Below are 21,138 nucleotides of genomic sequence, written 5' to 3' on the forward strand. Positions count from 1 at the left end.
GTTACAGGTTCGCGAGAGCGGTGATCGACGCGTCACCCGGCGTGGCCGTGGTGAAGCTGGACTCGATCTCGGCCCGGTCGAGCAGGTCTTCCATGCGGCGGCGACGCTGCTTGGGGATCAGCGTGACGACGGTACCGGACTTGCCGGCGCGGCCGGTGCGGCCGGCGCGGTGCAGGTAGGTCTTGTACTCGTCGGGCATGTCGGCCTGGATGACCAGGTCGATGTCGTCCACGTGGATGCCGCGGGCGGCGACATCCGTGGCGACGAGGACGTTGACCCGACCGCTGGTGAGCATCTGCAGGTTGCGGGTACGACGGGCCTGGTTGAGGTCGCCGTGCAGGCTGGTGGCCTTGACGCCGGCGTCTTCGAGCTGCTCGGCGAGCTGCTCGGCGTAGGCGCGGGTGCGGCTGAAGATGAGCGTCTTGCCCTGGCGGTCGACGAGCTGGCCGATGATGGAGGCCTTGTCGCGGTGCTCGATGAGGAGAACCTTGTGGTCGATCGTGCTGGAGGCCTGGTCTTCACCGGCGACCTCGTGCACGGCCGGGTTGGTCAGGAATTCCTTGACCAGCGAGGCAACGCCCTTGTCGAGGGTGGCCGAGAACAGCAGACGCTGGCCGCCCTTCTTGGTGAGACGCAGAATGCGCTGAACCGGCTCGAGGAAGCCCAGGTCGCACATGTAGTCGGCCTCGTCGAGAACCGTGATGACAACCTCGGACAGGTCGAGACGACCCTGCTCGACGAGGTCCTCGATGCGGCCGGCGGTGCCGATGATGATGTCCACGCCGCGCTGGAGGGCGCTGACCTGGCGGTACTGCGGAACGCCGCCGTAGATCTGGGTGGTGAAGAGGCCGACGCTGCGGGCGATGGGCTGCACGGTGCGGTCGATCTGCAGGGCCAGCTCGCGGGTGGGAGCCAGGATGAGCGCGCGGGGCTTGCGGGCCATCTTGCGGTCCTTGGCGCCGTTGTTCTCCATGAGCTTCTCGATCATGGGAGCGGCGAAGGCGATGGTCTTGCCGGAACCGGTCTTGCCACGGCCGAGCACGTCGCGGCCGGCGAGCACATCGGGGATGGTCGCGGCCTGGATCGGGAACGGGGACGGAGCGCCCAGCAGGGCGAGCTCGCGCACGATGTTGCCACCGAGGCCGAGGTCGCCGAACGTCACGCCGACAACATCCGCTGCGGTCGTGGCGATGGCCTCGAGGCGCTCGAGCACCACGTCGTCGCCGGCGGCGAACTTGGGCTTGGAGTCTCGGTCGGGGTAGAAGTTGCTGGAGTGGCCGCCGTCGTGTGAACGGTCGTTGCGGGCCGCGCGGTCGTTGCTGTACGCGGGACGCTCGCCACGGGCCGGACGGTCGTTGCCGCGGTCGTTGTTGTAGGCCGGACGGTCGGTGCGGGCCGGGCGGTCGCCGTAGGACGGACGCTCTGTGCGGGCCGGACGGTCGTTGTTGTAGGCCGGGCGGTCGGTGCGCGGGGCACGGTCGCCGTAGGACGGGCGGTCGTTGTTGTAGGCCGGGCGGTCGGTGCGCGGGGCACGGTCACCGTAGGACGGGCGGTCGTTGTTGTACGCCGGACGGTCGGTGCGCGGGGCACGGTCACCGTAGGAGGGACGGTCGCCGCCACGGGCGGGACGGTCGTTGTTGTACGCCGGACGATCGGTGCGCGGGGCACGGTCGCCATAGGCGGGACGGTCGCCGCCACGGGCGGGACGGTCGTTGTTGTAGGAGGGACGGTCGTTGTTGTACGACGGGCGCTCGGTGCGCTGGCCGCGGTCACCGTAGGAGGGACGGTCGCCGCCACGGGCGGGACGGTCGTTGTTGTAGGCCGGACGGTCCGTGCGCGGGGCGCGGTCGCCGTAGGCAGGACGCTCGGAGCGCTGCCCGGTGGCCGGACGCTCGGTGCGGTTGCCGTACGCGGGACGGTCACCGTAGGCGGGACGGTCGGAGGAGGAGCGCTCACCGGAACGCGCGGCGCGCTCGTCGGCGTTCCAGCGCTGCTTCTTGGGGGCGCCCTCGTCTGCGCGGTATCCGCGGTGTCCGGGGCTCTTGCTGCCACCCTTGGGTGCGCCCTTGGGGCCGCCCTTGGAGTAGCTCGGGTCGTAGTTCTTGGCTGCGCGGCCGACGGCCGGCTTCTTGCTAGTAGGCATAGAAGTATTCCTGGGTTGTGTTGAGTACATGGCAGAACAACGCCGCACAGCGACGCAACCTGAGAACCCGGGCAGTCTATGGCCGGGGCCGTTCACATACAGTGATTTTTCACCAGCGGATTACTGGGAAACCGGCCCATCCTGACTTACAAACCCATCCGCGCACACAATAAAACACGCGGTGTCAAGAGCCGACTTGTCTACGTTACCTGATCGAGCCCCAAAAGTCACGGATGACTTTGTCCCCCAATCGACAGCGCCAGGTGGTGCCGGACCCCCTCCTGGGCCTCTGCGTTGAGCAGAACGGCCGTGCTCGTCACTGCATCACTGTTCCGGTGTCCTCTATATAGGCGCTGGTGGGCGCATCCATCGCCGAGTGCCGAGGTGGGATCGTGTCGCGATTCTCTTCCGCGGGCAGCCGACCGTATCGGCGGGACATTGATGAGGCGGGGCGCGTGGATTGGGCGGAGCGGCTTTGATCGTGCACAATCGGTCAATGCCTTCAGCCGACCTCTCCCTGCGCAAAACCGGCGGCCAGCTGAAGACGTTCGTCTGGCAGCCGCGTCTGCTGCAGGCCGTGAAGACCGCCGTCGCGGTGGCGATCGCCTGGAAGCTCGCCCCGCTGATGCCGGGTGTCGCAGACGCGTACCCCTATTACGCGCCGCTCGGGGTGATCGTCGCGAGCTTCCCGACCCTGATGGGGTCGATCACGAACGCCGTGCAGACCCTGGCCGGGCTCGTCATCGGTATATGCCTGGCGGCCGCGGTGATCATCTTCAGCGAACCGAGCCTGCTCACGGTCTCCCTCGTGGTGGGAATCGGCATACTGTTCGGCGGCATCCGCCAGCTCGGCGCCGGCCGGGAATACGTGCCGATCGCCGGACTCTTCGTGCTGATCGTCGGCGGTCCGAATGCGGACGGCTACTCGATCGGGTACGTCTCGCAGATGACCCTCGGCATCGTGGTGGGCCTCGCCGTCAATCTGCTGGTCGCGCCGCCGTTGCGAGTGACCGCCGCGGTGAAGGAGTTGTCCGGGCTGCGCGGTGCGCTCGGGCTGCATCTGGGCTCGCTGGCGGATGCGCTCGACGCGAGCTGGCCACCCGCGGAAGGTGAGTGGTCCACGCAGGGTCAGACCCTGGCGGGCACTACGGCGGCGGTGCGCCGCACGTTGGCCGACGCCGACGAGAGCCGTCGGATCAACCCGCGGGCACGCATCCGGCCACACGACCTGAGGACCGACTACGACGACCTGGCGGCGCTGGAAAACGTGACCTTCTATGTGCGCGACCTCACCGACGTGCTCGCCGGGGCAGCCTGGGGCACGCCGGTGCCCGTTGAGCTGCCTGACCTGCTGCGCCCGCCGCTGTGCGCCGCCGCGCGGGCGACGGCCGCCGTGGTGACCGAATGGGACACGGGCTCGACGAGCCTCGCCACACTGCAGACGGCCGAGGATGCCGTCGCCGCCGTGACCCAGGCGATCCACGACCACCGGGAGCTGGGCGCGGAAGCCATCGTTGCGGCCAGCGCGGCCACCCTGGACCTGACCCGGATGCTCGCAGCGCTGCGCCCGGGGATCGTGCGCGACGCCCCCGCGCCTGCCTGAGTCCTTCGCGCGACCTGGCCGGCGGCCTCAGGCGCTGGTCAGGGATTTTCCACGACGCGCCCGGGCTCACTCGGGAGCCCGCCGATTAGCGGGCCCGGCCCCGGCGATCTATTCTCGGGAGTACCCGCACCCAGCGCATTCAGGAGCATCAGTGAGCACCGGTCGCCGCACCATCGGACTAGGCTCCCGACGCTTTCGCCTATTCTTCGTCGCCTATGCCGTCGGCCTTGCCGTCGTGGCAACCACACTGCTGTCCGGATTCCACTGGAATCTGCGCCCCGTGGCCCCCGCGCAGGCCGGCGGCACCGCGAGCGAGGTCGATACAACGGCCGTGGTCGGCATCCGCACCTTCGTGGCGCCCGGTGATGCTGTCATCGACGAGGACGTGGTCTATGCCACCGAGCCGGACGGCACCCAGCTGACCCTGGACGTGTGCTCCCCCGCGGGCACCGTCACACCGGCCGCCGACGATGCGGCCACTGCGGACGGGGCTGTGGACGACGATCCCGCGGCGACGCCGTCGGCGGATGCGAGCGCGGACGGCTCCGGCGCGGACGCCAGCGCAAACCTGGAGGCGGGCACGGGCACGGCTGCCGATGCCGGCGCTCTCACCGAGACACCCGTCGAGCCCACGTTGCGTCCCGCTGTGATCTCTGTGCACGGCGGAAGCTGGGCGCGCGGGGACAAGGCCAACAGCGACTGGCGCAATGTCTGCGAGTGGCTGGCGTCCGAGGGATTCGTGGCCTACTCGGTGAACTATCGCCTGGTGCCGCAGGTCAGCTTCCCCGCCGCGATCGACGACGTCGGCCGCGCCGTGGAGTGGATGCGCGCCAACGCCGGGACCTACGGCATCGACCCTGACCGCATCGGCGCGTTCGGCGGCTCGGCCGGCGGCAACCTCGTGACGCTCCTCGGCACCCGCGGTCGCGGATCGCTCACGGAAGGCAGCAGGGTCGCGGCCGTCGCCGAACTCTCCGGGCCGGTCGACCTCAGCTATGAGGGCATCGTCGTCTCAGGCGGGTCGTCGGGCCTGGAGCAGATCGCGCTCGACTATCTCGATTGCTCCTCGCTGCTGGACTGTCCGGCCGTCGACGACGCGTCGGCCGTCGACTCGCTTGACCGCACCGACCCGCCGGTCTTCATCGGCACCTCGACCGAGGAGTTCATCCCCCTCAGCCAGTCGACAGGCTTCGCGGAGGATCTCAACCGACTGGGGATCAACAACCAGCTCGTGACCGTGCCCGGCAACCTGCACTCAATCGGAATCCTGGATGCCGCCATGCGCGGCGAGGTCGCGGCCTTCCTGCACGAGCATCTGGGAAGCTGACCGCACGAGTGGGCTCACCACCCGCACCGTCACCGAGCCGGCAAAACAGGTCAGAAATCTTCTCCACAACCTTGTTTCTGCCCAGACAAACGTTCGGTGTTGAGTTATTCTCAATGCATGTCCACCATCGCAGATCCCTTCACCTCCGGCCCGGTGCTTTCCAGCACCGGGCCCGGTGTGGTCGCGGCTGCGGATTCCCTGATGGCGGCGGTTTCCGCGGTCGACAAATTGGGCTCGTGCAGTGCAGACTACGACGCGCTGAGCGATGCGGAACTACTGGCCGGGCAACGGGATCTGGCGCGGTTGCGGGGCCTGGTGGAGACCCGGTCGGTGTGGCTGGCGAAGACCCTCGCGCACCGGTCGAGGCGGGAGCTGGGCCAGGAGGGCTTGGCAGCCCGGCAGGGTTTCCTCTCGCCGGATGAGTTGATTCAGGAGATGACCGGGTCGACCCGGCAGGATGCCCGCAAGCTCGTGGACGTGGGCCGGATGCTCGGCGATGCCGAGGCCGCGCAGGAAGCGCAGGCCGCGCGCGCGGCCCAGGCGGAGGACGAATCGGCCATCGCACCGGGTCTGTTCGATGAATTCACGCCGCTCGAGGAGCCGGTGGCCCTGCCGTGGCACGCACCGATCTCCGACGCCGTGAGCACCGGGGCCCTCTCGGTCGCGGCCGCGCACGCGATCCGAACCGGCCTGGGCGACATCGATTCCGTCGTCACCGGCCAGACCCTCGCCGACGCAGTGCGCACACTCCTGGAGGAGTCCCGGCGGATGAACGTGGACGCGCTGCTCAAGCGCTCCCGGCGGATGCGGGACTCACTCGACGAGGCCGGCATCGCCATCCGGGAGCAGAAGGCCTGGGACGACCGCTACCTGCGGGTCTGGAAGACCCCGGCCGGGCAGGTGCACATCCACGGCTTGTTCCCACCGGAGCAGGGCGAGTTCATCGTGTCGGTGTACGACAGCCTCACCGGCCCCCGCCGCGGCGGCGTGAGATTCGTCGACCCGGACCGGGCCGCGTGGGCCAAGGCCGTGCAGGACGACCCGCGCAGCACCGAACAGATCGCCGCCGACACCTTCATCGACCTCCTCAAGGCCGGCGCCGAGGTCAACCCCAACCGGATGCTCGGCGGCCGCACCCCCGCCGTGCGGGTGCTGACCACTGAACCCGACCAGCGCCCCGTCAGGCGCCCCGCGCCCGCACCCGTAGCAGCGAGTGCGCCGGAACCAGACGACATCCTCGTGGCGATCCCCGACGGCACCGGCCACGGCTACATCGAAGGCAACCCGGCGCCGGTGTCAAAGGAGAGCATCGACCGATTGATCTGCACCTCAGGCACGGTCGAGGTCGTCTTCGACACCGACGGCCAGCCGCTGAACCTGGGCCGGGAGGAGCGAATCTTCAGCCAGGCGCAACGGCTGGCCCTGGCCGCGCGCGACGGCGGCTGCAGGTGGGGCACCTGCGACCGGCCGCCCTCCCAAACCGAAGCCCATCACCTCGAACACTGGGCCCGCGACCACGGTCATACCGACATCCGCCTGGGCATCCTGCTCTGTCCACCACACCACCGCCTCCTGCACGCCCAGGGCTGGCAGATCTTCGAACATCACGGCCGATACTGGTCGCGGCCACCGGCATCCGTCGACCCCGGCCAGGTACTCATCGAACTACGCAGCAACAGCCCCACCGCACCCAGATAACGGGCAGGGGCGCGACACATGCAGGGCGGGTCGCCAGGGCGGGACAGCAGGTCGTAGCGGGCTCCGGCGGCTGGTGCGATACTGCCTCCACCTGCCGGATACCGGCTATCACTCATACCGAACCCGGGGTGCGAAACGGCATGAATCTGACGTCGAACGGTCGCACCGGACACCATGGTGGGTACGCACGCCGACTTCGTCAGCTCGGGATCGGGAGCCTGCTCGTCGCCGGCTCGGTCGTGCTCACGGCGGGTGCACCCGCAGGCACTCCCGGCCTGGCTCCGACAAGTGCGACCTCTCTAGTTGCCGGGCCCGCAGCCGCGCCCACACCAACGCCCACTCCCACTCCCACTCCCACTCCCACTCCCACTCCCACTCCCACTCCCACTGCAACGCCTCCGACCGCGGCTCCTGGGACACCGACACCGACGTCCTCGGCACCGGGGGCCTCCCCCACGCCCACGAGCCAACTCCCGTCCACGCCGACACCGCCGGCCTCCACTCCCTCACCCTCAGCCACGTCACTGCCGACAGCCCCCTCCTCGCCCACATCAACACCGACACCGACACCGACGCCGAAACCGACGCCGAATAGTCCGCCGACCCCGACCCCGACCCCGAAGCCGACGTCGCCATCGCCGTCGCCATCGCCGTCGCCGTCGCCGTCCACGGGGACACCGACGCCCACCGGCACGCCGACGCCCACTGCGACACCGACGCCATCACCCGCCGAAGGTTCTCCCACACCGTCACCGACCGAGGTTCCCGGCACCGTTGCGGGCGGGGAGGCGGTCACGCCGAGCGTGCCGACCGTGCCGGATCAGCGGCCCGCACCGGTTGGCCCGGTAGTGCCCGTGACGCCGGAGGACGAGGCCCCGTCGCTGGCCGCGTCGAGGGCGGCATCCGCCCTCGCGGCGGCGGAGACCACTCACGCCGACGCCCAAGCTGCCTACGACGCCGCCAGACTCGACCTGTCGGCGACCCTGGCCGACCATGACGCCGCCCTCACCCGGGTCGACGAGGTACGTGCCCTCGCCGACGCCGCCGTGGTCACGGCAGACGCGTCGACCAAGACCCTGGCCGCCCTGGTGCGGGCGATGGTGCAACAGAGCTCGGACACGACCGCCTTCGACGCGCTCCTCGGGGCTCAGGGCGAGGGCGACCTGCTGGCCCGGCTAGGCAGCGTGGATCGGCTGGCCTCCCTCACCGGCAACATCAGTGAGATCCGTGACCGGGTCGAGCTGGACACCGCACGCTCGAATGCCCTGCAAGCCGACTTCGCCGCCGCCCAGGAAGCCGCGGCCGCCTTTCCCGTGGCCGCCAAACAGGAGGCGCTCGCAGCCGCCGAGCTCACACTGAGCCAGGCCACCGCAGCCCTCGCCGCCGCGGCCGAGAACGCCCGGATCGCACTGGCGGAGTCGGCGGAGGCATCCGCTGACCGCTCAGCGGAGGCGACCAGCCAACTGGCCGGGGTGCTAGGCGCACGGCTGAGCAATCAGGGTTGGGCCACGCCGGCGGTCGGCATCATCAACGACGGCTTCGGTCCCCGCCCCGACCTTCCTCTGCCCGGCGTCGAACCGTTCCATTCGGGCACCGACCTCGGCGCGGCCTGCGGCACGCCGATCTACGCCGCCAGCGCCGGAACCGTGATCCAGACCGGACAGCTGGGCACCTACGGCAACTGGATCCTGATCGACCACGGCGACGGTGTCAACACCGGCTACGCCCACATCCGCGACGGTGCCACGCTGGTACAGGCCGGTGACACGGTGACGGCCGGCCAAGTGATCGCCGGGGTGGGCAGCACCGGAGCGTCAACCGGCTGCCACCTGCACATCGAGGTGCGGGTGGACGGCACCGCGATCGACCCGCAACCGTTCTTCGCCGCACACGGGATCGACCTCGGCGCCGGCTGAATCAGCGAGCGGCGCGGCGCAAGCGGCGGCGGTCCCGGCCGCCCTCCACCACCAGATACAACACGGGAAGCACCACCAGGGTGAGCACCGTCGACGAGACGAGGCCGCCGATGACCACCAGGGCCAGCGGCTGGGAGATGAACCCACCGTGCCCGGTGAGACCGACAGCCATGGGCAGCAACGCGAAGATCGTGGCCAGCGCGGTCATCAGGATCGGGCGCAACCGGCGAGACGCGCCGTGCATCAGGGCGTCGAAGACGGACTGTCCCCGGCGCCGGTACTGGTTGACCAGGTCGACGAGCACGATGGCGTTGGTCACGACGATGCCGATGAGCATCAACACCCCGATGAGCGATGCCACACCGAGCGGGATGCCGGTGATCACCTGCAGCGCGATGGCACCGGTGGCCGCGAACGGCACCGAGACGAGAAGCAGCAGCGGCTGCAACAGCGACCTGAACGTGGCGACCATGACGATGTAGACGATCAGGATGGCGACGAGCATCGCGATGCCGAGCTGCTGGAAGGCCTCGGTCTGGTCGGCCGAGACCCCGCCGAGAGACGCCGTGGCGCCCGTGGGCAGCTCGGTGTCGGCCAGCGCCGCCGTCACCTGGGCCGTCGCGGTGCCGAGGTCGTCGCTGTTCGGCGTGGCCGCGACCGTCGCCGTGCGGAGGCCCTTGGTGGTGGTGAGTGTCGACGGTCCGTCGACCTGCTCCACCGTGGCCAGGGTGTCCAGCGCGACCGTGCCGGAGAGGGTGGGAATCGGCAGGGCCGCGAGCTCGGCCGTGCTGGCCGGGGACGAGGCTGACTGCAGGTACACCGACAGGCTGGCTTCGTCGATCGTGATGGAGCCGATGCTGCTCGGCTGCATCGCCTGCGACACCAGGGTGCCCAGGGCGAGCTCGCTGAGCCCGGCCGCGGCGGCCGCGGTGCGATCGATGGTCACGGCGATATAGGGGCGCGATGCGGCCAGGTTGCTGCTCACCTGGGTGACGGAGTCGAGGTCGCCGACGGCGGCGAGGATGTCGTCTGACGCCGTCTGGAGGTCGGCTCCGGAGGCGGCCGTGATCTCGATCTCGATGTCGGAGGAACCGCCGAAGCCGCCGCCCGCCGAGACCGTGATCGCGCCCGCGTCGGTGATTCCGTCGAGCTGGTCACGGACCTCGGCCTGCACCGCGTCCGCGTCGGCGGAGTCGGCGGTGGTGACCGAGTAGGTGACGGTGCTCGACGACGAGCCACCACCGGCGAAAGCGGCGAAAGCGCTGCCGCCGCCGATGGACACCTGCACGATGCTGACGCCGTCGGTCGCGCGAATTGAATCCTCAACGGCGGTGGACGCCGCATCCTGGGCGTCCAGGCTGGTGCCTACCGGAAGCTCCTGGGTGACCTGGAAGGTGGACTGGCCGGTGGAGCCGAGGAAGTTGACCTTCATGAACGGCAGCAGCGCGAGCGTGCCGACAAGCACCAGAGCCGCGAGCGTGAGCGTGGCCACGTAGTGCTTGAGGGTCCAGCGGATGATGGGCAGGTAGCCCTTTTGCAGCCGGCTGGGCTGCTCGCGCGCGTCGCGCTCGTCGAACCCATCGGCATCCGGCGCGGCATGCCGGTTGCGGGTCAGCGGCGCGGTCCCGGTGGGCGCTGCGGCGGCGGATCCCGCGGGCAGTGCCTCGGCGGCGCCAGCCGTTTCCTCGACCGCGGGCACCTCGGCAGGAGCCATGTCGGCGGCGGTCACCTCGGCGGCGGGCTTGGGCGCGCGCAGGAACCAGTAGGCCAGCACGGGAACGATGGTGAGGGCCACGAGCAGGGACGCGAGCAGCGCGATGGTGACGGTGAGCGCGAACGGGCGGAAGAGCTCGCCGGTGGAGCCGCCGACGAACGAGATCGGCAGGAACACCGTGACGGTGGTGATGGTGGAGGCCGTGATCGCTCCGGCCACCTCGCGCACGGCGCGCACGATGGTCTCGGCGCGGTCGGCGCCCCAGACCAGGTGGCGCTTGATGTTCTCGATCACCACGATGGAGTCGTCGACGACCCGGCCGATGGCGATCGTGAGGGCGCCGAGGGTGAGGATGTTGAGCGAGTAGCCCACCGACTGCAGACCGATGAAGGTGATGAGCACCGAGGTGGGAATGGAGATGGCGGTCACCAGGGTGGCCCGCACCGACAGCAGGAAGACCAGGATCACCAGGACCGCGAAGACCAGTCCGAGGATGCCTTCCTGGGTGAGCGCGTCGATGGACTCCTGGATGAACGGGGCCTGGTCGAAGACCACGGTCATGGTGGTGCCCGGCACGGCGTCCTCGAGCTGCGGCAGGATGGCGCGCACCGCTGTGGAGACATCGACGGTGTTGGCGGCGGGCACCTTGGTGACCGAGATAGTGAGGGCGGGCTCGCCGTCCACCCGGGAGATGCTCGTGACGGGGTTGTCGACGACGGCCACCGAGGCGACGTCGCCGATCGTGACCGGCGTGGCTGCCGCGCGCGGCAGAGCGGCGGCCGTGCTGTTGCCGATCAGGGGCAGGGCGGCGATGTCTTCGGCGGAGCCGAGCTTGGTGCCGGCCTGCACCGAGAGGGTCTGGTCGTTCTCGGTGATCGAGCCGGCCGGGATGAGCGACCCGTTCTGCTGCAGGGCATCGCGGATGGAGGCCGCGCTGAGCCCGCGCGCGGCGAGTTTCGCGGCATCCGGCGTAATGGTGACGCGCTGGCCGATGTCGCCGACCAGGGCCGCGTCGCGCACGCCGTCGACGTCTCGGATGTCGCCGAGCACGCTGCGGGTGAGCTGATCGGCGACGGTGTCGGCGTCACCACCGGACACGGCCAGGGACAGCACGGGGAAGTCGTCGATGCTGCCGCTGATCACCTGGGGGTCGAGGTCGGCCGGCAGGGTGGTCTTGATGCGGTTGATCGCCTGGCTGATCTTGGACTCGGCTTTGACCAGGTCGGTGCCGTAGGTGAACGTGGCATTGACCAGTGAGGAGTTGGTGCTGCTCGTGGTCGAGGTGGTTTCCAGACCCTCGATGCCCTGGATGGCGGTCTCGATGGGGGTGGAGACATCGTCGTTGACGACCTCGGGTGACGCGCCGGGGTAGCTCGTGGAGATCAGCAGCGTGGGCAGCTGCAGCGACGGGATCAGCTCCTGCTTGAGGCTGGTCAGCGCCAGGCTGCCGAAAATCGCCGCGACGATGGTGATGAGCGCGATGAGCGCCCGGTTCTTCATGCTCAGGACAGAGAGGAAATACACCCGATCAGTATCTCAGTGCACGGTCTGCAGGTTTCAGAACTGGGCAGCGCAAATAGTGACGGTCTCGTTACGGTTACACGACGTCGGCGAGATAGCCGGTGTCGGGCAACGGATGCCGCAGCAGCGACTCCCAGGCCAGGGCGAGGGCATCGAGGGCGCGGGGCATCTCGTCCGGTCCGTAACAGAAGGGGATGCGCAGGAATCTCTCGAAGGCCCCGTCGATGCCGAACCGCGGGCCGGCTGGCAGCAACAGACCCTGGGCGCGGGCGGCCAGGGCGAGCTGGGAGCTGACCGGGCGGCCGAGGTTGACCCAGAGGGTGATGCCGCCGTCCACGTGCGGCACCTGCCACTCGGGGAATCGCTCGGCGAGGCCGGCGACGAGGCGGTCACGGCCGGCGCGGAGCAGCGTCCGGCGGGACTCGAGGATGCCGGGCAGTTCCTGCAGCAGGCGGGTGACTATGAGCTGCTCGAGCACCGGGGTGCCCAGGTCGTTGGCCAGCCGGGCGGCCGCGAGCTTGCGGATGAGGCCGGGGTCGGCGCGGATCCAGCCCACCCGCAGGCCGCCCCAGACCGTCTTGCCGACGGATCCGACCGTGACGGCGAGGTCGGGTCTAGCCGGGTCGGCCGACGCCGCGAACGGCGGGAACTCCCCGACCCGGTCGATGTCGAGCTCGCCGATGGTCTCGTCGTTGATCAGAACCGTGCCCTGCCGGGCCGCTGCGGCCAGTACCCGTTCGCGCTGCGCCAGCGGCATGGTCTGCCCGGTGGGGTTCTGGAAGTCCGGCATCAGGTAGCCGAGCACCGGATTGCTGCGCTCCAGGGTCTGCAGCAGCGCGGACTCGTCCCAGCCGGCGTCGGCGCCGGGCAGCGCGGCGGTCACCGACACGGGCATCAGCCGGCCGCCCGCCGCCCGCAATGCCTCGTAGGCGTGCGGGTAGGTGGGCGTCTCGATGAGCACCCTGTCGCCGCGATTGATCAGCACCCGGGCCAGCAGGGCGATCGCGTGCTGGGCGCCGACGGTCACCATGATCTGCTCGGGCTCGGTGGGCAGGCCCCTGGCCCGGTAGCGGTCGGCGATCGCCCGGCGCAGCTCGGGGATGCCCAGCGGGTCGAACCCCGAACCGGTGAGGTGCCTGGGCAGGTCGGCCGCGGCGAGCACAGCCACCTCGGCCAGCCCGGGCCAGGCCGGCAACACGGCCTGGCCGAGGTCGAGCACGGCGGTCGCGCCAGGCGCATCCGTGCCGGCCGGCGCGCCCGGCAGACGGGTCATACTGCCGGAGCCCTGCACGCTGTGCAGGAAGCCCGCTTCGCGCAGCTCGCGGTACGCGGCCGTGACCGTGGTGCGGCTGAGCCCGAGCCGGGCGCCGAGGTCACGTTCGGCGGGCAGCCGGCTGTCGGTGGGGATGCGGCCGTCGAGGGTGAGTAGGCGGATGCGGTCGGCCAGCGCCCCGTAGGCGGTGCCGCGGGTGCGCCACTCCCCCAGGAGCGTCTCGAGGGCGCGGGCGGTCAGCTGGTTCGGCGACATGAAGCCACTCTAGACAGATTGGCTACTTGAGAACAGCCTTTGGATGCAATTGGATTGGCTCTTATGACCCGTCGTCTCCTCCAACTCCTCATTGGCCTCTTCCTGTACGGAATCGGCATCGCCTTGATCCTGCGCGGGGCCATCGGCGTGGCCCCTTGGGACGTGCTGACGCAGGGCATCGACAGCCACGCCCATCTGGGCTTCGGACTGGTCACCACGATCATCAGCGGCTTCGTGCTGCTGCTTTGGATCCCCTTGCGCCAAAGGCTGGGCATCGGCACCGTCGCGAACGCCCTGTTGGTGGGGCCGTCGGCGGACGTGGGCCTCTGGCTCATTCCCGCCGATCTGGACCTCTGGGTGCGGGTGCTGCTGTTCGCCTCCGGGCTGCTGCTGTTGGCGGTGGCCTCCGGCATCTATATCGGGGCGAACCTGGGACCTGGACCGCGCGACGGCCTGATGACCGGCCTGCACGCTCGCACCGGTTGGCCGATCTGGGCGGTGCGCACCGGCATCGAGGGCTCGGTGTTGGCCATCGGTTGGGTGCTCGGCGGCAACGTGGGCGTGGGCACCGTGCTTTTCGCGCTGCTGGTGGGGCCGCTCTGCCAGTGGACGCTGCCGCTGTTCAATCCGCGGGTTCGCGAGAGCGGCCGGGTGGTCGCCTCACCCGTGTGAGGCAACCACGAGGCCGCTTTCGTGGGATGGGGCGGCGCGATCGAGGGCGCGTTTAGAGGTGGCGGGCGGCGTAGACCGCCAGGACGTCGCGCACAAAGGTGGCGCCGGCCGGGCCGCCGTAGTGGGCCGAGAACCTGTCGTCGGCCACGTACAATTCGCCGAGGCCGCGCACATAGTCGGCGGCCGGGCGCCCGCCGGCGCGCGGGATGCCGGGGATCGCGTCGAGCCACTCCACCTGCCGGCTGGCCAGCTTTTGCGCGTCGTCGCCGGCCGGATCGAGGTGCCGGACGGCGGCATCCGCCCACTCGGCCTGCAGCGCAGCCGATGCCGCCTGCCACTCGGTTCGCTCGGCGGCGGTCTTGCCGCGCCACCAGCTGTCGCCGGTCGCGTAGGCGCCGGCGCCCCAGCGCCGGGCGACTTCCTCTTTATAGTGCGTGTGGTCGAAGCCGTCGAACATTGTGTCTGCCATGAGCTCTCCCTCTCCTTCTAACGTGCTGATGGTGGTGCGCACCGACCCAATCTGGCGCTGCAATCGCAGCTGTTCCTGTTCGAGCCAGCCCAGGTGGGCCCGCAGGGCCGTGGTCTCGTCGACCTCGCGGTCGAGCACCTCGCGAATCACGGGGAGGCCGAGGCCGAGCTCGCGCAGCAACAGAATTCGTTGCAGCCGTACGAGCGCCCGGTCGTCGTAGTAGCGGTAGCCGTTCGGTGCGACCCGGCTGGGTGCGAGCAGTCCCTCGGCGTCGTAGTGGCGCAGGGTGCGGCTGGTCGTTCCGGCCAGCCGGGCGACGTCCTGGATGGAGCGGTCCATGGTCTCCCCTTCGAGGCGACTGGGGGGTGCGTGCCGGGCGGGGTGCCCGACCAGATCCACCATATTTCTTGACGTTACGTCAAGGTCAAGGGCGCGGGGCGGTCAGCCGCAGACAGCGACGATGGTGTCCTCGAGAATGTCGGCGACCTGGTGGATCGACGCCTCCGTCGCCCATTCGACCGGGGCGTGGGCGCCTCCGCCGTCTACACCGAAGAGCAGGCAGGGGATGCCCGCATCGAGCACCAGGCCGGCGTCGGTCCAGAAGGGCTCGCCGCGCCGCACGACGGGGCGGCCGAGCACGCGCTCGGCCTGTTCGGCCAGGAGCAGCACGACGGGCCAGTCCGGGTCGGCCTCGAACGCGCCACGGGCGACGAGCCGGGTGAGGTCGTAGTCAAAGCCGGCATTGTCTCGGACCAGGTCGTCGAGCAGGCGGCGCAGGTCGGCCTCGACGGCGTCGGGGGTCTCGCCGGGCAGCGTGCGCCGCTCGATGGTGAGGCTGCAGCTCGGCGCGACCGTGGCCGCATCCGTGCCGCCGGAGATGAGGGACACCCGCACCGACCCGTGGCCGAGCAACGGATGCGCTGGCTTCTGCTCGAGGCCCGTGCGGAGGTCGTCGAGGGCGCGCAGGACCAGGCCGGCGTGCCGGATGGCGTCGACACCCTGGTGTGGCATCGAGCCGTGCGCGGCCCGGCCGTGCAGAGTGAGCTCGAACCAGGCGAACCCCCGGTGGCAGACGGTGAGGCTGAGCTCACTGGGCTCGACGACGATCGCCGCGTCCGCGGTGAATCGCCGCAGCACCTCCTCGGTGCCCAGGCTGCCGAACTCCTCGTCGGCGACGAGCGTCACCAGCAGGTCACCGGCCAGCGGGGTGAGGGTTGCGCGGTGCGCGGCCACGAGCAGGGCGGCGAGACCGCCCTTGGTGTCGAAGGCGCCGCGCCCGTGCACCCGGCCGGAATGCAGTTCTCCCGAGAACGGGTCGCCCTCGTAGCCGTCGACGCCGACGGTGTCGAGGTGCGCGTTGAGCATGAGGGAGCGGCCACCGCCGGTGCCGCGTTTCACGCCGACGATGGAGGGCCGGCCGGCACGTTCCTCGAGCCGGTGCACCTCGAAGCCGCGCCCGACGAGCCACGCTGCGCACCAGTCGGCCATCTCGGTCTCGCCGGCGCCGCCGGGTGCGAGGTCGGGGTTGACCGAGTCGATCGTGACGAGGCGGGCGGCCAGTGCGACCGGGTCGAGGTGGCCGTCGCCGGCGGGCTCGAGGGAAGCGTGCCCGGCGGCGGAGGCGGCAGCTCGGTGTGTGTGGTTCGCCATTCCCCGAACCTACTGCCGGTTCGCCAGGCCCGGCAGGGCCCCTTGGCACTCCCGTGCGTAGAACTCCGGTAATTTTCGTCATCTTCGGCCAGACTTGGGCGATGGGAGAGGACGCGACCAGGGCGGCCCGGGCGGATCCGGAGCGAACTTCCGCCTCTGCGCCGCTGCGCCTACTGGCGGCGGTTCTGGTGGCGGCGTCTGCAGTGTTGCTCTTCGCCCTGCGGATGCCGCTACCCGGCTATGCGACGCTCGCGGCGGCGCTCGTGGTGGCCGCGCTGGTGGACCGGGCGCTGCTCAGGGACCTGTCCCTCATCGCCGTCGGGCTGCTCATCATCAGCAGCATCTCGGTCGAGGCCAACATCAGCTACCCCAATATGGCGCTGATGGGGGTGGTGCTCACCGCGGCCGTGGCCGTGCCGTACCTGCTCTCCCGGCGGGTGTTCAATGATCGCCAGGTGTGGTTTCCGATCAGGACCGGGCAGCTCTGGACAACACTCGAGCGCTGGTACCTGGTGGGTGTGCTGCTGCTGGGTTACCTGATTCTGCCGAGCTATTTCATCCGCTCCGGCGCCTATCTCAACTGGCCGAGCATCAGCGCTCCCGACGAGCTCGGCCGGCTGTTCGTGGGTGTGGGATTCGTGGGCATCTGGGATGAGCTCTTCTTCATCTGCACAGTCTTCGCCCTGTTCAGGAGGCATTTCTCGTTCTGGACCGCGAACATCCTGCAGATGGTGGTGTTCGTGTCGTTCCTCTGGGAACTGGGCTACCGCAGCTGGGGCCCGCTGCTGACGATCCCCTTCGCCCTGCTGCAGGGATACACCTTCTCGCTCACCAAATCACTCACCTATGTGGTCTGCGTGCACCTGCTTTTCGACCTGGTGGTGTTCCTCGTGCTCGTGCACGCCCACAACCGCGACTGGCTCGCGATCTTCCTCTACTGACGCCGTTGCGCTGACGCCGCGGCGGGGCTCTCCGCGCACCTTCGGGTTTGCCGTGAGGGCCTTGCGGGGCGTCCAAACGCGATATATCTTGAGATGCACAGGACGCGATATATCGCGAAGGAGAAGACTATGACGCAGGAAAAATGGCTGATCGCCCCCGGACAGACCAAGATCATCGACGTCGAGCTGGTTCGCTCGCTCAAAGTGAGCCTGATCGGCGGAAAAGTCGACGTGATCGGAAGTGATGAACCGGGCGCGCGCATCGAGGTGCACAGCGTCTCCGGCAAGGATCTCAAGGTGTCCGTGGTCGACGATGCCCTCGAGATCGACCACCCCCAGCTGCGCTGGGACAACTTCATCGACGTGTTCGCGTCGTTCCGCGGCAGCGCCAAGGCCGAGGTCAGCATCACCGTGCCCCGCGACGTCGCGATGAAGTTCGGTGTGGTCACGGCGGATGCGCTCGTCACCGGGCTCCGCCACGACGCCAAGCTCAGCACGGTCTCGGGCGACCTCGTCATCGACGACATCACCGGCGACCTCGAGCTCAACGGCGTGAACGGCGAGATGTCGGTGCGCAACCACACCGGGAACATCCTCGCCCATACGGTGTCCGGCGACATCACCGCGAGCGGGACCATCCGCCGCTTCACCGTGGACGGGGTCACGAGCGCGATCTTCCTCGACATCGAGGGCACCCCGGATGAGATCAGCACCAACCTCGTGAGCGGGAGCCTCACCGTGCGCCTCGGCGCCGACGTGCCGACCCGCTACAAGATCAACACGGTCTCCGGCACCCTGCAGCTCGACAACCAGACCATCCGCGGCACCCTCGGCAAGGGCTACGACGGCAGCACCGGCGCGCTCAACGGGGCCTGGCTGGACCTGCGGGCGAATTCGGTGTCCGGCAACATCTCGGTGGTGCGCCGGCACACCGCCGACGTGGGCGACACGGGCAGCAGCGCGGGTGCGGCGGGCGACACCGCGGGCGACGGAGCGTCGTCATGACCCCGATCTTCGCCCACGGCAGTCTGCGCCTGTACCTGCTGAGCCTGCTGGCCGAGCGGCCCCGGCACGGCTACGAGCTGATCCAGGCGCTGAGCGACCGGTTCGGCGGCACCTACAGCCCCAGCGCCGGCACCATCTACCCCCGTCTCGCCAAACTCGAGGAGGAGGGGTTGGTGACCAAGACGGCGGGTGACCGCAAGACCGTCTACGAGATCACCGACGCCGGCCGCGCCGAACTCGCCGCCCGCGCCGACGACCTACGCAACATCGAGGACGAGGTCACCGATTCGGTTCGTCGGCTCGCCGACGAGGTGCGAACGGGTGTCACCGAGGCCATGAAGAGCCTGCGGGCCGACCTGGCCTCGGCGGCGCGTCAGCCGACGCCGGACCCGGCACAGTCCGCACCGGATGCGCGCCCCGCCGGCGACTCCAACCGGGCGCTCAAGGAGGCCGATATGGTCCTCAACGAGTTCCGGCAGCAGGTGCGCGCCGACCTGCGCACGCAGGCCTACCGGTCGGCGATGCCCGACAACACGGTGTCCGAATTGCGTCGTCAGCTCGAGGGCGTGCGCGCCAGCATCCTCGCGTCACTGCAGCGCTAACCTGCGCGGCAGCTGGGAGTGGCCGGGGCAGGCCACCGGCCCCGGCCACTCCCCCGCGGATGCCGCCGAAGTGCGCGCCCATCAGGGCGAACAGGGTGATCGGCTTACCGCTCCCCCGCTGCGGAAACGCCGGGGCGATCCTGTCAATTCGCCGACAACTTGACAGTGAGGTGCAACGGAGTAGTGTCGTCCCTCGTGACACCAGAGGGGAACCCCCAGCACCTGAAGCCCGATCACCGAAACGGTGGATAATCGGCGAACCGCTCCCCAGCGAACACCTGGACGGGCAGCTGCTTCCAAAGCACCTGGCGCTCCCGATTTTCGCCAGCGACCCGCTCTCCAGTGTGGCCTACGCCCCGCAGGAATTGCTGATGATCCTGACCCTGGGCGGGCTCGCGTTCCTGAGCTTCGCCCCCTGGATCGCGGCCATGGTCGTACTACTCCTGGTGGTCGTCGTGGCCTCCTACCGCCAGCTCATCAAGGCCTACCCGAACGGCGGCGGCGACTACGAGGTCGCCTCCAAGAACCTCGGCGAGAAGGCCGGCCTCGTCGTAGCATCCGCGCTCCTCGTGGACTACGTGATGACCGTCGTCGTCTCCGTGGCCAGCGGGGTGGACAATATCATCTCCGCCCTGCCCGGTTTGGCGCCGTTCCGGGTGGAACTGGCCGTCATCTTCGTGATCCTGCTCGCCGCGGTCAACCTGCGCGGTGTGGCCGAGTCGAGCAAGGCCTTCGCGCTGCCCACCTATCTCTTCATCGGCAGCGTGCTGCTGATGATCATCGTCGGTCTCGGCCGCGTGGCCCTGGGCGACGCTCCGGTGGCCGAATCGGCCGGCTTCGACGTGCAGGCCCACAACCTGGCCCAGACGGCGTTCATCCTGCTGCTGCTGCGATCGTTCGCCAGCGGCTGTAGCGCCCTGACCGGCGTGGAGGCCATCGCCAACGGCGTGCCCGCCTTCAAGCGCCCGAAGATCAAGAACGCGCAGGTCACCCTGACCCTCATGGGCGGCATCGCGATCACCCTGTTCGTGGGTCTGACCGCCCTCGCGCTGTTCTCCAAGGTGCATTACGCGGAGAATCCCTGCGACCTGATCGGCTGGGCCGAGTGCGCCACCCAGCCCCAGCGCAGCCTGATCGCCCAGATCGCCGCAGCCACCTTCGGCAACAACTCGCTGATGTTCTTCGTGCTGCAGGCCGCCACGGCCATGGTGCTGCTGCTGGCAGCCAACACCGCGTTCAACGGGTTCCCGCTGCTCGGCAGCGTGCTCGCCCGCGACTCCTACGCCCCCAAGTCGCTGAGCACCCGCGGCGACCGCCTGATCTACTCGAACGGTGTGGTGCTGCTCGCGCTGGCCGCGATCCTGATCATCGTGGTCTACCAGGCCAACCTCACCGTGCTGATCCAGCTGTACATCATCGGCGTGTTCGTGTCGTTCACCATCGGCCAGACCGGCATGGTGAAGCACTGGCTCACCCTGCTGAAGACCAATCCGCCCAACCGGGGATCGATCATCCGGAGCCTCTCGATCAACGGTTTCGGCGCCCTGCTCACCGGTGTGGTGCTGATCGTCGTGACGATCACGAAGTTCACCCACGGCGCCTGGCTGGTCTTCCTGATGATGCCGATCCTGTTCATGCTGATGCTCGGCGTGAACCGGTACTACCGCGATGTGGCCAAGGAGGTCGAGGTCGACCCGATCACGACCTTCGGCTCACAGGGCGACCACGCCATCGTGCTCGTGGGCAAGATGCAGAAGCCCGTACTCAAGGCTCTCGACTATGCCATCGCCGCCCGGCATGTGAGCCTCGAGGCCGTGCACGTGTCGATCGACGAGGAGGAGACCGAGAACCTCATCATCGACTGGGCCAAGCAGAACATCCAGGTCCCGCTGAACATCGTGGCGTCGCCGTACCGCGACATCAGCTGGCCGTTGATCTGCTACATCAAGGACCGCCGCGAGGAATACGGCTCAGAGGTCGTCACCGTGTACACGCCGATCTACATCGTCGGGCACTGGTGGGAGTCGTTGCTGCACAACCACAAGGCCCGGCGCCTGCGCCAGAAGCTGATGCTCGTGCACGGCGTGACCATCGCGCTCGTGCCCTGGCTGCTGGACTCGTCGGAGCTCATCTACGGACGTCGGTCCCGGCCGATCCCCGGCCAGGAACGTCGCGGCGAGCCCGTGCGTTCGCACCCGATTCCGCGGAAGCCCCTCGAACCTGTGGCCGTTGACACGACCACGATCACGCTGCCCGCAGCGGATGCCGGCCCGAAGTCGAGCCCGGCCAGCCCGCCGCCGAAGCCGCGCACCCGCCCGGTGAACCCGAACCGGCGCAAGCGCAAGTAAG

15 protein-coding genes are annotated in these 21,138 nt (G+C 69.2%); 9 read left to right on the top strand and 6 right to left on the bottom strand.

Annotation, left to right across the window (positions count from 1 at the left end; translation table 11 throughout):
* Position 1 precedes the first annotated feature (1 nt).
* A complete protein-coding gene (locus BJQ94_RS16665; RefSeq protein ID WP_265398877.1) occupies positions 2-2,143 on the bottom strand; it encodes a DEAD/DEAH box helicase in 2,142 nt (713 codons plus the stop codon).
* A gap of 496 nt (positions 2,144-2,639) precedes the next feature.
* Here BJQ94_RS16665 and BJQ94_RS16670 point away from each other — a divergent pair, with 496 nt between their 5' ends.
* The 3 genes from BJQ94_RS16670 (at position 2,640) to BJQ94_RS16680 (ending at position 6,771) form a co-directional block, all read left to right on the top strand.
* Entirely contained in the window at positions 2,640-3,746 is a 1,107-nt protein-coding gene (locus BJQ94_RS16670; RefSeq protein WP_265398878.1) for an FUSC family protein, read from the top strand.
* Between the two features lie 151 nt (positions 3,747-3,897).
* Positions 3,898-5,073, top strand: a complete 1,176-nt coding sequence (locus BJQ94_RS16675; protein WP_265398879.1) for an alpha/beta hydrolase — start codon at positions 3,898-3,900, stop codon at positions 5,071-5,073.
* 117 nt (positions 5,074-5,190) lie between these two features.
* The gene (locus tag BJQ94_RS16680) at positions 5,191-6,771 is read left to right on the top strand and encodes an HNH endonuclease signature motif containing protein (protein ID WP_275875516.1); all 1,581 of its coding nucleotides are present in this window, start codon (positions 5,191-5,193) and stop codon (positions 6,769-6,771) included.
* A gap of 199 nt (positions 6,772-6,970) precedes the next feature.
* On the opposite strand, the gene BJQ94_RS16685 is transcribed toward BJQ94_RS16680, so the two are convergent.
* Positions 6,971-7,567 carry a hypothetical protein gene (locus BJQ94_RS16685; RefSeq protein WP_265399749.1) on the bottom strand — a complete coding sequence of 199 codons (597 nt, stop codon included), beginning with the start codon at positions 7,565-7,567 and terminating at the stop codon, positions 6,971-6,973.
* A 16-nt stretch (positions 7,568-7,583) separates the two neighbouring features.
* Here BJQ94_RS16685 and BJQ94_RS16690 point away from each other — a divergent pair, with 16 nt between their 5' ends.
* Positions 7,584-8,687 (top strand): M23 family metallopeptidase, encoded by a 1,104-nt coding sequence (locus BJQ94_RS16690; RefSeq protein ID WP_275875517.1) that lies wholly within the window; start codon positions 7,584-7,586, stop codon positions 8,685-8,687.
* Between the two features lies 1 nt (position 8,688).
* On the opposite strand, the gene BJQ94_RS16695 is transcribed toward BJQ94_RS16690, so the two are convergent.
* Both BJQ94_RS16695 and BJQ94_RS16700 read right to left on the bottom strand, forming a co-directional pair.
* Positions 8,689-11,925, bottom strand: coding sequence for an efflux RND transporter permease subunit (locus BJQ94_RS16695; RefSeq protein ID WP_265399747.1), 3,237 nt, complete (start codon positions 11,923-11,925; stop codon positions 8,689-8,691).
* A 73-nt stretch (positions 11,926-11,998) separates the two neighbouring features.
* The gene (locus tag BJQ94_RS16700) at positions 11,999-13,450 is read right to left on the bottom strand and encodes a PLP-dependent aminotransferase family protein (protein ID WP_265399746.1); all 1,452 of its coding nucleotides are present in this window, start codon (positions 13,448-13,450) and stop codon (positions 11,999-12,001) included.
* A 63-nt stretch (positions 13,451-13,513) separates the two neighbouring features.
* Between BJQ94_RS16700 and BJQ94_RS16705 the strand changes: the two genes are divergently transcribed.
* Positions 13,514-14,122 (top strand): hypothetical protein, encoded by a 609-nt coding sequence (locus BJQ94_RS16705; RefSeq protein ID WP_265399745.1) that lies wholly within the window; start codon positions 13,514-13,516, stop codon positions 14,120-14,122.
* Positions 14,123-14,174: 52 nt separating this feature from the next.
* Here the strand turns inward: BJQ94_RS16705 and BJQ94_RS16710 are convergent, their stop codons facing one another.
* Positions 14,175-14,930, bottom strand: a complete 756-nt coding sequence (locus BJQ94_RS16710) for a MerR family transcriptional regulator (RefSeq protein WP_265399744.1) — start codon at positions 14,928-14,930, stop codon at positions 14,175-14,177.
* Positions 14,931-15,032: 102 nt separating this feature from the next.
* Positions 15,033-16,241: a M20/M25/M40 family metallo-hydrolase gene (locus BJQ94_RS16715; protein WP_265399743.1), complete on the bottom strand. Its 1,209-nt coding sequence runs from the start codon at positions 16,239-16,241 to the stop codon at positions 15,033-15,035.
* A gap of 101 nt (positions 16,242-16,342) precedes the next feature.
* Here BJQ94_RS16715 and BJQ94_RS16720 point away from each other — a divergent pair, with 101 nt between their 5' ends.
* The 4 genes from BJQ94_RS16720 to BJQ94_RS16735 all read left to right on the top strand — a co-directional run bounded on the left by BJQ94_RS16720 (position 16,343) and on the right by BJQ94_RS16735 (position 21,137).
* Positions 16,343-17,182: a CPBP family intramembrane glutamic endopeptidase gene (locus tag BJQ94_RS16720; protein WP_265399742.1), complete on the top strand. Its 840-nt coding sequence runs from the start codon at positions 16,343-16,345 to the stop codon at positions 17,180-17,182.
* Positions 17,183-17,311: 129 nt separating this feature from the next.
* Positions 17,312-18,187: a DUF4097 family beta strand repeat-containing protein gene (locus tag BJQ94_RS16725; RefSeq protein WP_265399741.1), complete on the top strand. Its 876-nt coding sequence runs from the start codon at positions 17,312-17,314 to the stop codon at positions 18,185-18,187.
* Entirely contained in the window at positions 18,184-18,789 is a 606-nt protein-coding gene (locus BJQ94_RS16730) for a PadR family transcriptional regulator (protein ID WP_265399740.1), read from the top strand. Before BJQ94_RS16725 ends, BJQ94_RS16730 begins: the two co-directional genes overlap by 4 nt.
* Positions 18,790-19,160: 371 nt before the next feature.
* Complete coding sequence (locus BJQ94_RS16735; RefSeq protein ID WP_275875518.1) at positions 19,161-21,137, top strand: APC family permease; 1,977 nt, start codon at positions 19,161-19,163, stop codon at positions 21,135-21,137.
* Position 21,138 lies beyond the last annotated feature (1 nt).

The organism is Cryobacterium sp. SO2 (assembly GCF_026151165.2).
GTDB lineage: Bacteria > Actinomycetota > Actinomycetes > Actinomycetales > Microbacteriaceae > Cryobacterium.

What these genes read in the sequence shown, in the direction of transcription:
- BJQ94_RS16680 (WP_275875516.1), top strand. Translation starts at nt 5,191, where the DNA reads ATGTCCACCATCGCAGATCCCTTCACCTCCGGCCCGGTGCTTTCCAGC.
- BJQ94_RS16710 (WP_265399744.1), bottom strand. Translation starts at nt 14,930, where the DNA reads ATGGACCGCTCCATCCAGGACGTCGCCCGGCTGGCCGGAACGACCAGC.
- BJQ94_RS16665 (WP_265398877.1), bottom strand. Translation starts at nt 2,143, where the DNA reads ATGCCTACTAGCAAGAAGCCGGCCGTCGGCCGCGCAGCCAAGAACTAC.
- BJQ94_RS16735 (WP_275875518.1), top strand. Translation starts at nt 19,161, where the DNA reads ATGATCCTGACCCTGGGCGGGCTCGCGTTCCTGAGCTTCGCCCCCTGG.
- BJQ94_RS16720 (WP_265399742.1), top strand. Translation starts at nt 16,343, where the DNA reads ATGGGAGAGGACGCGACCAGGGCGGCCCGGGCGGATCCGGAGCGAACT.
- BJQ94_RS16670 (WP_265398878.1), top strand. Translation starts at nt 2,640, where the DNA reads ATGCCTTCAGCCGACCTCTCCCTGCGCAAAACCGGCGGCCAGCTGAAG.
- BJQ94_RS16705 (WP_265399745.1), top strand. Translation starts at nt 13,514, where the DNA reads ATGACCCGTCGTCTCCTCCAACTCCTCATTGGCCTCTTCCTGTACGGA.
- BJQ94_RS16715 (WP_265399743.1), bottom strand. Translation starts at nt 16,241, where the DNA reads ATGGCGAACCACACACACCGAGCTGCCGCCTCCGCCGCCGGGCACGCT.
- BJQ94_RS16730 (WP_265399740.1), top strand. Translation starts at nt 18,184, where the DNA reads ATGACCCCGATCTTCGCCCACGGCAGTCTGCGCCTGTACCTGCTGAGC.
- BJQ94_RS16725 (WP_265399741.1), top strand. Translation starts at nt 17,312, where the DNA reads ATGACGCAGGAAAAATGGCTGATCGCCCCCGGACAGACCAAGATCATC.
- BJQ94_RS16700 (WP_265399746.1), bottom strand. Translation starts at nt 13,450, where the DNA reads ATGTCGCCGAACCAGCTGACCGCCCGCGCCCTCGAGACGCTCCTGGGG.